General features: G+C 58.2%; 10 protein-coding genes. All 10 read right to left on the bottom strand.

The annotated features are described in order from the left end of the window. Positions 1–157: 157 nt before the first annotated feature. The 10 genes from U9R25_17755 to U9R25_17710 all read right to left on the bottom strand — a co-directional run bounded on the left by U9R25_17755 (position 158) and on the right by U9R25_17710 (position 12680). Positions 158–1330 (bottom strand): FAD-dependent oxidoreductase, encoded by a 1173-nt coding sequence (locus tag U9R25_17755; GenBank protein ID MEA3337744.1) that lies wholly within the window; start codon positions 1328–1330, stop codon positions 158–160. Between the two features lie 6 nt (positions 1331–1336). Then, positions 1337–2818, bottom strand: coding sequence for an argininosuccinate lyase (argH, locus tag U9R25_17750; GenBank protein ID MEA3337743.1), 1482 nt, complete (start codon positions 2816–2818; stop codon positions 1337–1339). A 3-nt stretch (positions 2819–2821) separates the two neighbouring features. After that, complete coding sequence (locus tag U9R25_17745) at positions 2822–3709, bottom strand: carbohydrate ABC transporter permease (GenBank protein MEA3337742.1); 888 nt, start codon at positions 3707–3709, stop codon at positions 2822–2824. Between the two features lie 3 nt (positions 3710–3712). Then, positions 3713–4621: a sugar ABC transporter permease gene (locus tag U9R25_17740; protein ID MEA3337741.1), complete on the bottom strand. Its 909-nt coding sequence runs from the start codon at positions 4619–4621 to the stop codon at positions 3713–3715. A 552-nt stretch (positions 4622–5173) separates the two neighbouring features. Further along, positions 5174–6541 carry an extracellular solute-binding protein gene (locus U9R25_17735; GenBank protein ID MEA3337740.1) on the bottom strand — a complete coding sequence of 456 codons (1368 nt, stop codon included), beginning with the start codon at positions 6539–6541 and terminating at the stop codon, positions 5174–5176. A gap of 173 nt (positions 6542–6714) precedes the next feature. Further along, positions 6715–7674: an amidohydrolase family protein gene (locus U9R25_17730; GenBank protein MEA3337739.1), complete on the bottom strand. Its 960-nt coding sequence runs from the start codon at positions 7672–7674 to the stop codon at positions 6715–6717. Between the two features lie 337 nt (positions 7675–8011). Further along, a complete protein-coding gene (locus tag U9R25_17725; protein ID MEA3337738.1) occupies positions 8012–8779 on the bottom strand; it encodes a MerR family transcriptional regulator in 768 nt (255 codons plus the stop codon). A gap of 94 nt (positions 8780–8873) precedes the next feature. Continuing rightward, the gene (locus U9R25_17720; protein ID MEA3337737.1) at positions 8874–10535 is read right to left on the bottom strand and encodes an amidohydrolase family protein; all 1662 of its coding nucleotides are present in this window, start codon (positions 10533–10535) and stop codon (positions 8874–8876) included. Beyond that, a complete protein-coding gene (locus U9R25_17715; GenBank protein ID MEA3337736.1) occupies positions 10532–11296 on the bottom strand; it encodes an NAD-dependent deacylase in 765 nt (254 codons plus the stop codon). Before U9R25_17715 ends, U9R25_17720 begins: the two co-directional genes overlap by 4 nt. Positions 11297–11318: 22 nt before the next feature. Beyond that, on the bottom strand, positions 11319–12680 hold the full coding sequence (locus tag U9R25_17710) for an 8-oxoguanine deaminase (GenBank protein MEA3337735.1): 1362 nt from the start codon (positions 12678–12680) through the stop codon (positions 11319–11321). Positions 12681–12927: the final 247 nt, after the last annotated feature.

Genomic DNA, 12927 nt, shown 5'->3' with positions numbered 1-12927 from the left:
TGCCAGTTACGCGACAATGGACCTTGTCTAACCAACGATGGAACTGCTCAGGCATAAGGTGCAACGCACTTGCTCAGATGGCTCCAATGGTGTCGCTATCGGACTTAAATTCAAGGTCGGCTTGATTCTGTGGACCAAGTGCGTCGCACCTGAGTAGTTACCCAATGATACTGTATTCATACTGCCCGCGCACTGGCTTACTCGTCGCAAACCGGTCCAGGCGGAACAACTCCAGGTCGAAACCGCTACGGGCCTCGCCAGTTACAAGATCGGCTGCCATTTCACCGATGGCCGGGGCCAGTTTGAAGCCGTGACCGCTGAAGCCGCAGGCCAAAAAGCAGCCACTGCCGGCGGGCACCTCATCCAGGATAGGGTGCCAGTCAGGGGTGATCGTGTAGAGTGAAGCGAATCCGCCCCGGCTCTCAGCTGCTTCCAGAGCCGGATAACGCTGCACGGCGCGCTCAGCGCTGTCCAGCACAAACCCGAAGTCCACACCCTCGTTGAAGCGATCAGGGTTGACGCGATCATTGGCCTCGGCCGGATCGATGGAACCGATGAGGGTCTGGCGGCCGGTCTCTGGCCGGAAGTAGATCACGTTAACGAAGTCGGCCACGATGGGATGGGGTTGAAACCCCTCCGGCCAGCCCAACAGGCTTACCTGTACCCGGCAAGCGTACGCCGGAATGTCCACACCCACATTCTGTGCCACGGGCCTGGCCCAGGGGCCGGCCGCGTTGACCACGACGGGAGCTGTTATTTCACCCCCCGAGGTAGTGACCCCTTGCACTCGACCGCCGGCCATGTTGATGCCCAGAACCTCCACGCCCTGGCGAATAGAGGCTCCTTTGCGTTTGGCCGCCGCAGCAAAAGCATTCACTGTGCCAGCTGGATCGCAGTGTCCTGCCTCGGGCTCCCAGGCGGCCACCACATCCTGCCAGCCAGCAATCTGTGGCTGTAACTCCTTCAGTTCGGCGCCGCTGAGTACCCTGGTGTCGATGCCCACACGGCGCTGCATGAGCACGTTGCTCTCCATTCCCGCCTGGTCATCGGCCGGCGTAATGAACAGCATGCCGGTTTTTTCGAAATCTACATTGCCCCCGATGATCTCGCCGAAGTTCTGGAAGACCTCCAGGCTGTGGCGGGCCATGCGGGCAGTGGTTTCGTTGGAATAATGCTGGCGGATAATGGCGCTGGAGCGACCGCTGGAGCCGGCCCCAAGAAAGGACTTCTCCAGGAGAATAACGTCCATACCCCTGCTGGCAAGCTGGTAAGCGATACTGGTGCCCATCACGCCGCCGCCAATGACAATGACATCTTTTGTGGTTTTCATTGGTTTCTACCTCACGAGTTCAGCCGATCGAGCAAGCAGGATATCCTGTGCTGTGGTCAGGCGAGCCGACTCTCTATCCAGCCAGCTCTGGTCGTCCTGCAAAGCGTCATTCTGCCGGGCAAGCAGGGTAGCCGTTGCCTCCGGCGCGGCGCCGCCCAACGTCTGGCGCACGGCCACGAAATGCTCTGGATCCAGCGCGCGGCTGACCGCATCATCATCCAATCCAAGGGGCCGCCCGATCACATCGACAGCGACCTCATCCAACAGGGCCTGGTTGATATCGCCCGGCGCCAGGTCTTCGGCGTAGGCACGAGCGACCAGGCGAGCCACGATGGCGTGGGCTGTGCGGAAAGGTAAATCAGCCTCCCTCACCAATGTGTCAGCCAGTTCGGTAGCCGTCGTGAAACCCCTTGCAGCGCGAGTTAGAAGATGATCGCTATTCAGTTCCAACGTGGAGAAGACAGCTTCGTACAACTCCAGCACATCATCGGCGGTACTCAGCGCCTGGCTGATGGGCGGCCATATCTCGTCCTCGATGTCCTGGGTATCGCCAAAAGGAATCTTCTGACACTGGTTGAACACTGTCTGACAGTCTCCCTGCAGTCTGCTCAGGCGGGCGCGCAGATGCTCCAACACCACCGGGTTGCGTTTCTGTGGCATTATGGAGGATATCTGAATAAAGCTGTCGTCGATGTAAATGGTGCCGCTCTCCTTCGTTGCCCAAAAGAGCATGTCGTGGGTAACACGGGAGAGGTTCACGGCCATGGTTGCCAGGGCACCGGCAGTCTCGGTCAAGTTGTCAGAGGCACCGATGCAGTCATGGCTGCTGACCAGTGGGCCAGCAAAGCCCAACAGTGCCGCCGTCCGCTGCCGATTGAGCGGAAAACCGCTGCCGGTGAAGGCGGCGGCGCCCAGCGGGCAAAGATTGAGCGTATCGTAAGCGGCGCGCAGCCTGCGAGCGTCTCGCTCCAGCGAACTCAACACGCCGGCCAGATAATGAGAAAAAGTGGTAGGTTGGGCCGGCTGGGTGTGGGTATAGCCCGGCATGACCGTGTGTACGTGTCGGCGAGCCAGGTCGAGCAGTGTAGAGCGAAACGTATTCAACCGGCGTAGCACCGCCAGGAGCATGGGTCGCAACGCCATGCGGGCCAGGGCCTGACCGAGGTCGTTGCGGCTTCGACCCAGTTGCAGGTTGCCGCCGATGTCGGGACCGGTCAACTCAACCAGACGGTTCTCGATGCGAAAGAAAAGATCCTCCACGCCTGGTTGGTAGGCCAGCGCCTCCAGGCCCTCGACCTCGACCTGGTTCAGCGCGACCAACAGCCCCCGAGTACAGGCCAGGTCGATGATACCAGCTTCGTACAACATGACGGCGTGGGCGCGGTTGGCATCCAGCATGGGTTGGTATAAGTGATTTTGGGCGTCGGCGTAAGCCGGCTGCAGCACATGGCGGGAATAGGCCGGGTGGGGAAAGCTGTGGTCAGACACGAATCATCCCTTCAAGCCCGTGAGCGCAATGCCACGGATAATCTGGCGCTGGAAGATCATGAACACGATCAACAGGGGTATCGTGGCCAGGGTAGCGCCGGTCATGATCAACTCCCAATCGGAGCCGGACTCGCCGGAGAAAAATGCCAGACCCACAGGCAGGGTGAATTTGGCCTGCGTGCTGGCCACGATGAGGGGCCAGATGTAGGCATTCCAGTTGCCCAGGAAGTTGAAGATGGCCAGGGCAGCAATGGCTGGCTTGACTAACGGCACGGCTATCCGCAAGAAGATGCCAAGCTCATTCATGCCGTCGATGCGAGCCGCGTCCATCAGTTCATCGGGCACACCTTGCATGAACTGGCGCATGAGGAATAGCCCGGCCGCGGTGATGACGCCGGGAAAAGCGATACCCCAGAAGGTATCGTTCCATCCATATTTCACCGCCATCTGAAACCAGGGGATGATCAACATCTCGGTGGGTACCATCAGGGTGCTCAGGATGAGAATGAACCAGAGGTTTTTGAGGGGAAACTCGAACTTGGCAAAGGTGTAGCCGGCCAGGCTATCGAAGATGACTACGCTGGTGGTGCTGATGATGGCCACGATGATGCTATTGATGTACCAGGTGGGAAAGCGGGTCCCGAAGAGAACCTCCTGGTAGTTCTGCAGGGTCGGTTCCTGAGGAAGGAAGGTGTATTTGAGAATCTCGCTGCCTGGTTTAAGCGAGGTAGCCACCATCCAGATGAAGGGGATAATCATGATGGTGGCCCCCAGGATCAGCAGCAGGTAGGTCAAAGCCTGACCGAGCCAACTGCCTGGACGCCGTTCACCCCGCCGGGTTGTCAGTACCGTGGGATCCTGTACCACCGTCTCTTCGCTTGCTAGTGTCATGGGTTAGTAGTCAACGCGCCGCTGCAGAACGCGCAATTGCACAACGGTAATGATCAGAATGACGAGAAACAACAGTACGGTCAGAGCTGAGGCATAGCCCATTTTGTAGCTGCTGAATCCCGAGCGGTAAACGTGCAGCACCACCGTTACCGTGCTGTTGAGCGGGCCGCCAGATCCCTGCCTGGTCATGTTGATAACGTGGGCAAACATGCGCAGGAAGCTGATGGTCTGCAACACCGCCAGGTAGACAATGGAAGTGTTCAGCATGGGCAGGGTGATGTAGCGAAACTCCTGCCGGCCATTGGCGCCGTCGATCCTGGCGGCCTCGTACAGTGTCTGAGGTATCTGCTGCAGACCGGCCAGGAAAATGATGATTGCAAAGCCCAACCCCTGCCACACTACCACGGCTGCAATGGAAACCAGCGCCTGGTCGGGACTGGCCAGAAAGGGCTGATCGGGTAGTCCCACTGATTTCAACAGAACATTGATGGGACCGAATTTGGGCTGGTAGAGCCAGCGCCAGACCCAGGCTACCGCCACTGCCGAGGTGACAAAGGGAATGAAATAGGCTGCCCGAAAGAAACCCACGGCCCGCCGGATGCGGTCCAGCATCAAGGCTACGCCCAGAGCAATTATGAGTTGGGCCGGCATACCGATCAGCACGTAGAGAAATGTATTTACAAACGCCTTGTGGGTAACGCTCCTGGAATTGCCCAGTTCCTCGAATATCTTGGCATAATTGGCCAGGCCCACCCAGGGCTTCTCCTCCGCCAGGATGTTCCACTCCCGCAAGCTGATGTTGAAGGCGGACAGCGTGGGATAGATGCGAATCCACAAAAAGAAAACCAGTGGAATCAACAAAAAGGCATAGGCCCACAGTATACGCCGCCGGCGAAGGGTTAGTTTTGGCATGGATTCTCGTAGCGGTTATCAATGGCTGTCAAGGACTGGCTGTCCCTGACCTGGACAAGCCAGAGGAACGCTGATTGCGCAGACCTTCGGCGCAGATTCTCGCTGCTCTTTTTTTTGATTGATCTGCGATCATCTGCGTCATCTGCGGTTCATTCAGCGCCCTTCGACTGCGCTCACCGTTAGGTGCCCCGGAGTGGGCAGGACAGCGCTGCGGTACATCCTTGTTAGGTTCGTGGCTAATCTTCTTGCCCAGTGTGCAAGAATCTGACTCATAAACGCCTAATTGAGTCCTGAGTGGCTTGGAGTCGAGGCTTTAGCCGCATTCCGGTACAGCAGACTCAGGCTGGTCTGTGCTTTGCCCTCTGCCAAGGGTTGCGCAGCACGCCGAACGATGCCGACCGAGCAAGACCGGCTAAAGTTTCGACTCCGCTTGCTCGGTCGGCTTTTATCACTGGTTATGGCCAGGCTTTGCCTTGGGTGCATGGAGGACTGGCACTTGGTGTCCGTAGATCGGGCGGAAGGAATGCCAGTCCTGCGGTTCAGTTCAATAGATCAGCGTTCGGCCCAGAACTCGTCGAACTCGGCCTGCACCGCTTCCACCGCTGTGTCGAGAGCCACTGCCGGGTCCTCGTCGGTCAGCACGACCATATCGTAAGCGTCGATCAGCGCCTGGCGGTCGTTGGATTCGTTGACGAAGAAGGTGGCATGGGCGTAGGGCAGGCCGCGGGCAAAGGCGCCCAGGTTGGGGTCGGCGAGCAGTTCCTCGTTCTCCAGGGCCGCCAGTTGGGCCGGCAGCTCACCCACCTTGTTGACCCAGAGCGTGCCCGCCTCCGGGGTGGTGATGAACTTGAGGAAGCGGATGGCCGCGTCCATCTGTTTCGGGTCTTCGGCGGCCTTCTTGGTCAGACCATGGGTCCAATAGGAGCCAAAGGTATGCTTTTCGCCGTTGGGGCCCACCGGCAACTCAGCCACGCCGAAGTTCATGTCGGGCGCGTTTTTGGCGATGCTGCCCAGACGGAAGGAGCCGTCAATGTGGTAGCAGACCTTGCCATTGAGGAACGCCTGAGTAGCACCGTCGAACAGGGTATTGTCACCTGTCTTGTGGACCGTTGGGAAGTCCAGCAGGAATTGCCACGCTTCGTAGCCTTCGGGCGAGCTGTTCCACTGGATGGTGTGGAAGTCATCGCTCTGGGGCTGTACACCATACTGGCGCAACAGCACCTCACGGAACCAGTGATGATCCTGACCATCCATCTCCACCGTGTAACCCTGGACCGCGAAATCACCGTTTTCGTCCAGTTGGGTGCATTGTTTGGCCATCTCGACCAACTCATCGAGTGTCTCCGGTGCTTTCTCGGGGTCAAGCCCGGCTGCAGCGACCAGGTCCTTGTTCCAGAACAGGGCCAGGGTACGAACGGCCGTGGGCAGAGTCCAGTACTTGCCGTCGAACTTGCCTGCCTGCACCATGGGGCTGAAGTCGGCTTCAATGTCCGCGGGCGGGAACTCGCTCTCTGGCAGTGGCACCAGATAGCCAGCATCCAACCAGACCGGCAGCCAGCCATAGAAGAGAGTGGCGACGTCGGGGCCGACACCGGCAGGGACCGACGCTGCGATCTTGTCTCGGTAGTCACCGTAAGGGATGTCGCTGTTGTGGACCACGCGCACATCCGGATTCTCGGCCTCGAACTGCTGGATGAGCCGGTTCATGGCGTCGACGCGCGGGTCGAAGAAGTACTGCCAGTACTCAATAGTCACAATCTCGTCTTCGGCCGGCACTTCGACGATCTTTTCCACCTCGACTTCCCTGGTGACCTCGACCGTCTGGATCTGAGGTGGCGCAGCAGGCACAGCGCAGGCCGTGAGGACCAGGCTTGCCGTCAGGACAATGGCAAACAACGCTAGAAGTCTTTGCTTTCGCATGGTAACACTCCTCCTTGGGAGAATTGAACGAGCAGGCAGGTGCCTGCGTTGAGGAAACTGACCGGTTGCCAGTTTGAGGTTGGAGAAAAAAACCGTCGTTGACAATTCTGACCCGGCCGGGCAAGGACGAGTAGGGGGGAAAGCCGGGACAGAAATTGCTGCGCTGGCACGATTTACGAGCCGTTCAGGTCGATCTTAAAAAGCCTGGCGGCGTTGCCGCCAAAAATGAGTTGCAACTGCTCGTGGGTCAGTCCCAGATTGCGGCAGTCACGGATTTGATCCTGCAGATAGCGGATGGCAAAGCCCCGGGGAAACCAACTCGAATCGCTGCCGAAGATGATGCGCTCGGCGCCCACCGTCTCTACGTACTTGCGGAATAACTCCTTGACGGTGAGCTCACCTGGCACCCAGCGGATCCACTGGTTAGAGCCGGAGGTGTCAATGCAGACGTTGGCGCAGGCCCAACAGAGTTGCAGGGTCTCGCGCAACCAGGCACAGCCGAAGTGAGGCACGACGAAGGTGACATCTGGAAAGAGCTTGGCCACGTTGTGAAGCTTCAGGGGGTTGATGTTCTCGTGCCAGGCGATGCCGCCGCCGCTGCCCATGACGCCAAAGTGGATCAATACGGGGATGTCCAGCTCGGCGCATTTCTCCCAGACGGGAAAGGCAGCCTCACCTTCGATGGGTTCCTGGATGGCTGGCGCCAATAGCTTGTAGCCCCGCAGCCCGAGTTCCTTTACAGATCGCTCAAGCTCGGCAGCGGCGTTTTCCGAGAAAGGGCTATGGTGGGCGAAGCCGATGAACTTATCGGGATGACGGGCCACTATCCCGGCCAGGTGATCGTTGCCGCCGCCGGAAACGAAGCCCACAGCCCGTAGCCCGTAGCGATCCACCTCGGCAGCCCAACGATCGGCCTGTTCCTCATCGCCCGGGTGCTGCTTTTCGGGCAATGGGAAATCCCAGGCCAGGCGCCAATCGCGGTTGTAGTCCATGGCATACCCTTTGGCGATGGCAGCCCGTCGTTCGCCAACACGTTCGACGTACTCCTGCTGCCAGTTGCTCATGCCCGCGAACCATGGCCGCGAGGTGGGGAAATGGGAATGGAAATCGATAACATGAAGGTCTTGGAACAAGCGTTTCTCCTCGCGAAACAGATGACTGAAAACGGGACGCCTGCCAGATTGCAGCGAATGACCGCACTATATCATGGTGGGGATGGGTTGTCAACGGCTACGAGGCCACCAAGGTGCGACTGAAGGGCGGGCACCTCGGCAAGATCGATTTGACCTCTTGAGTTCGCCTGGTGCCACAGGATCCCAACGATGAGCAGGGGTCCATGGTTTGGACATGAATGGCGGCAATGAGGTCACGGTTGCCAGGCGAGATATTGGTGCCGCCATTCATGCCCTTGCGGGTATCGCGACGAGAGGGTTTTACTGAGAGATGAGCTTGCCCATATCGCCCGGTAGGTCACTCCGCCATCTCCTCCAACACCGCATCAGCATAGACCGTCATGGCCGCCTGCATGAAATCGGCCAATCCAGGCCGGTACTTGTCGTAGAATGCCCTGAACTCCTCGTTTTGCACATAGAGCATCCCCAGGCCGCGGTAGACGTCGGCTGAGCAGGGATAGAACACCTCGATCCAGGCATGGTGGCGGACGATAAGCGCCTGTACCTCGGGTGCCGCTGGGTCCTGATCGGCCAGATCCGCCAGGGCCCGGGCGACGTCTTCGCTTTCCTGTTGTGTGGCTTTCCACTGATCCCTCGACATCTCGCTCACACGGCGTTGAGACTCCTGCACCAGTTCAGGATCATAGCGTTCCTGAGCCTCACGCTTGTAACGCTCGATCTGTTCCCTGGAAAAACCCTCGTACAGCTCTTCATCTGTCAGCGTCATGGTATCCTCCGTAAGCTTATTGATCGTCTTGTCGATCGTATTCAGGAGGCGATTCAGTCGCACCATTCGCTGCTGTAACAGTTGCCGGTGATGATCGAGAGCCTCGACCCGATCGAATCCCGGGCTGTCAAGGATATCTCGAATCTCCGCCAACGGCATATCAAGCTCTTTGAAGAAGAGGACCTGTTGCAGCCGCAGCAGATCCTCTTCGGCGTAAAGCCTGTAGCCAGCGGCTGTACGATCGGACGGCTTCAGCAGTCCGATATGGTCGTAATGGTGTAGCGTCCGGACGCTTATCCCTGCCAGGCTTGCCAACCGGCGAACGGTGTAGACTGTCACGCTTTTTCTCCTGTGCACTCATCATACACCATGACGTAACGTTAGAGTCAAGAGGCAAAAATTGACCTTCTGTTAAATTGAGGTGATTCCTCTGCTACAGGCCAGATTCCCCGAGCCCAGCCTTGCCCCCGGAAATCCGTCCCTCTACAAACTGACCCCAGCCCTGTTCGCCCCTGAATTCACCGCCACGAAAAACGATCTTGCCGCGACTGATCGTTGTACGCACACGCCCCTGAAGACGCCGCTCTTCGTACGGGGTATACCCGGCGATATTATGCAGATCGCCGGCCTTGACTGTCCACTGAACGCCAGGGTCAAATATCACTACATCGGCGTCGGCGCCCGGTATCAAGGCACCTTTGCGGGGAAACAAGCCAAACAGCCTGGCAGGATTTGTGGCCATCAGCCGCGCCAGTTGGGTCCATGACAACCGGCCTGCGGCCACTCCGTAGGTTGCCAGCAATGGCAAAGAGGTCTCCAGACCGGGGATGCCGCCCGGGGTTTCGGAAAAGGATAGCCGGGGATGACCGTTGAGTTCGGTTGCCACCCGAATGGCCTCCAGAGCACCATCGGCGTCCTGAAGGCAACGAATGGCGTCGGTCTCCATGCGACGTACGGCATCGCGTGATCGACCCATCGATCGAGCCACCTCAGTCCACTCTCGCCGCCAGCCATCGCGCAGTCCAGCCCGCAGGGTGACCATTTCCCGTTCATCGTCTGTGAGTGCGACCAGCGCTTTTTGCACGTCAGGTTGCTCAAGAGGTTGAAGCCCAACCTTCTGTTGAAGGGTGTAATCACAGTGGTCGGTGCCAATGCTGCTCACTTTGCCGCCCTCAATCAACTGCCAAAGTGTCTCACGTTGATCAGCCTGCCGCAGCGGCGGTTGCATGATTGCCCATTCGGGATGGTCTCCACGATAGGCGCTTTCATCCAACAGCAAATATTGGGGGCAGGTCTCAGCATACGCTACCTGGCCGGCCTGTCGGGCAGCGTCGATCAACAGAACCGAGCGCCCGACGGAGCAATGCACCACGTACAAAGGGCAGTTGGCCTCTTTTGCCAGCAACAGGCAACGATTGACTGCCTCGACCTCAGCCAGTGCAGGTCGCGCCTCACCATGAAATGCCAGGGCTGTCTTGCCTTCAGACAGCCGCCGCGAGGTAGCAGCTGTGACCAGATCATCGTTTTCGCAATGAACCATGACAATGACCCCTTGCCGTGCAGCTGCCTGGAACACCCGAAGCAACGAATCGTCATCCTGGTAGTAATTGGGGCGGTAGGTGGTGTAAATCTTGGCCGACGGTGTTCCCAACGCTACCAGATCTCCCATCCAGTCCTCCAGATCGGCATCGTTGGCAGGAATCTCAGTCAGCATCACATGCAGCCCATAGTCAATGTGGGCCATGTCATGGGCTTCATCGAGACGATTCTGCACGGCCTCCCGCACATTTTGACCTGGGAATTGGGTAGCGAAGTCGATTACCGTAGTGACTCCGCCACAGGCTGCCGTGCGGGTGCCTACATCCCAGTCATCGGGCGTCTGATAAATGCCAGTATCGAGCTGGATGTGGGTATGGGGATCCACGATGCCGGGCAACACTACCCATCCGGAGGCATCGATAACCTCTTCGCCAGGCTCTGGCTCCAGATCCAAACCAATGCTGTGGATTCGCTCATCTGCCAGACGCATATCGGCGTTCAACGGACCACCAGGAGTAATCAGGGTGCCGTGTTGGATTAAGATTGATTGATTCATTTTTCGCTCAACTTCGCTACCACGTTTGGCAGCATTTCACCCGCCGGGCCGGCGAGGAAAACATCGGCCAGGTGGGTCAGTGCGCTGGGCACAGGGTTAACCTCGACGATCACTGCACCAGATTGTTTGGCATAATAGGGCAGATTGGCCGCAGGCGTTACCACACCACTGGTACCGACGATCAACATGACGTCACAGGCCTCGCTTTCCTCGAACGCCCGATTGATTACCGCGTCATCCAGCATCTCTCCAAACCATACGACGTCTGGGCGCACCATGGCATCGCATTTGGGGTGAGGACAAAGGGGAGGAATCGTTGCCTGATCGGCCAGGTCGTCCATTGATAGATTCAGGTGTCCATGCAGGCATTTGAAGCGGCCGATGTTGCCGTGGAGTTCGATCACATCATTGCTGCCAGCCCTGGCATGAAGGCTGTCGATGTTTTGGGTCACAACCACAACACCGGGCAGGAGTCGTTCCAGGTCGGCAATGGCTCGATGGCCTGGATTGGGTTCACAATGCCGCACCTTCGTTAGCCGGGATTGATACCACTCCCACACCAACCTCGGATTGGACAGAAACCCCTGCATGGTTGCCAGACGTTCGGGATCATATTGAGCCCAAAGCCCATCCTGCGCTTCACGAAAGGTGGGGATACCACTTTCCTTGCTGATGCCTGCTCCGGTGAGCACCACCATCTGTTGGGCAGTTTCGATGATTGCGGCAGCCTGCTGAACGAGGTTTGACGTTGGAATGGTCAAGGGTCACTACTCGAAACCTGGCTCATCCAGGTACTCGCTCTCCCCGAATCAAGGCACGGCTGATGGCGTTGTGGCGTTGTATCAGGTCCGGCATTTCCAGGCCCACGATTTGACCCTGGTCAACTCGGGTTTGTCCATTGACCACGGACAGGTCCACATTGACGGGTGTGCAGAAAACCAGCGCCGCCAGGGGATCATGGCGGGCGCCGGTGAACTCCAGGCGTTCCAATTCGTAACCGATAAAATCAGCCGCCATACCTGGCGCCAACGCGCCGATATCATCCCGGCCCAGAACAGCCGCTCCTCCCAGGGTTGCCATCTCCAGGGTTTCCTGGGCACCGAGAATACCAGCGTCCCCCTGAACTCTCTGTAACAATAGTGCCAGACGCGCCTCGGCAAGTAAATGACTGGAGTCATTACTGGCTGAACCATCTACGCCTAAACCGACCGGGGCGCCAGCATCCCTCAATGCCCTTATCGGTGCGATGCCGCTGCCAAGTCGCATGTTGCTGGCAGGGCAATGGGCCACACCGGTTCCGGTACGGGCAAAGAGCGCTATCTCCTGGCTGTTCATATGAACGCAGTGAGCATGCCAGACATCATCACCGGTCCAGCCCAGCTCCTCGACATATTCCACAGGTCTTCTACCAAAAGTTTCAAGACAAAAGGCTTCCTCGTCCAGCGTCTCAGCCAGATGGGTATGCAGCCGAACGCCGAATTGCCGTGCCATCGCGGCGCTTTCCCTCATCAGGTCAGGGGTAACGCTAAAGGGTGAACAAGGAGCCAAAGCTATCCGTATCATCGCGTAGCGATCGGCATCATGGAAGGTTTCGATAGCCCTCTGGCAGGCTTGAAGGATGAAACTCTCTTCCTCGACCACGCTGTCCGGCGGCAGACCACCCTTGCTTTCGCCCAGACTCATGGAGCCCCGCGTGGCATGAAAACGGATTCCGATCTCCTGAGCAGCACGGATCTCGTCGTCGACCCGGCTGCCATTTGGATAGAGGTACAGGTGATCGCTGGAAGTTGTACATCCACTTAGAAGCAGTTCAGCCAGACCCACCTTGGCTGAAACATAGACCGCCTTGGGTGTCAGGTCCTCCCAGATCGGATAGAGGGTTCTGAGCCAGTTAAACAAGCCTTCGTCCTGGGCGATGCAACGGGTGAGCGTCTGGTAGAGATGATGATGGGTGTTGACCAGCCCGGGGAGGATCACCATACCACGGGCATCGATCACCCGGTCGGCGTGTCCGGGCAGGTCACCAGCCGGTCCCACCTGCTCGATGACATTATCACGCACCAGAAGACTGCCATCGCTGATCTGGCGACGTTCCCGATCCATGGTGATGAGATGATCGGCGTTTTTCAACAGAAGGGTTGACATCGAAGTCTCTCCAGTGGTTTCATCGGGCAGGACGCCCATGGCGAGTATACCAAACTTCCGACAGGCTGGCAACAGATCATGGCGCGAACGTTCTGAATACTGCTCGAGCAGTCGCCGGGCAAATCCCGGAAACGCATGGTTTGACACCCGTACCGTCTTCAGCTACACTCGAAGGCGGCGGCAGGTAGTGATTCTATTGGTCACCAGACTCATCCGCTACTCTGACACTCCGCTACTCTGGCATTCT

This window comes from Chloroflexota bacterium, assembly GCA_034717495.1.
Taxonomy (GTDB): domain Bacteria; phylum Chloroflexota; class Anaerolineae; order JAAEKA01; family JAAEKA01; genus JAYELL01.
This window is presented reverse-complemented; position numbering and strand designations above follow the sequence as displayed.